Genomic DNA, 406 nt, shown 5'->3' on the forward strand with positions numbered 1-406 from the left:
GGCGACGACCCCGGCCGCCCCGCTCGGTGCGCCCGGCCCGGCCCTCCCGGCGGGACACTCGCTCCAGGCCGACCGGACGGCAGCGACGCCGGCGTCCGCCGTCACGGGGGCAACAGCCGCACCGACGGCCCCGGCAGCAGCAAGCACGCCGGTCGCCCAGAGCACCCAGGCCAGCCAGAGCGCCCAGGGCACCCGGGCCGCCACGACCGGCGCCGGCGCCGACCCCGCCGACGCCGGGCAGCCCGTCGTCGCCACGGCCACGCCCACCGCCCCGACCACCGGAGCACCGGGTAGCAGTGCCCAGACCGGCCACGAGGCGGACAGCGGCGCGCCCGACCAGGGCGATCCGCGCCTCCAGGCCGTCACCACGCCCCGCGGCGGCGAGAGCGCCGTCGCGGTCCCGACC

1 pseudogene is annotated in these 406 nt (G+C 81.5%); it reads left to right on the forward strand.

Annotated features, from left to right (window positions below):
- Positions 1-406: pseudogene (locus HWD93_RS18225) on the forward strand (hypothetical protein); the annotation flags it as partial.

The sequence above is a fragment of the Curtobacterium sp. C2H10 genome (genome assembly GCF_025407985.1).
Classification (GTDB): Bacteria; Actinomycetota; Actinomycetes; order Actinomycetales; family Microbacteriaceae; genus Curtobacterium.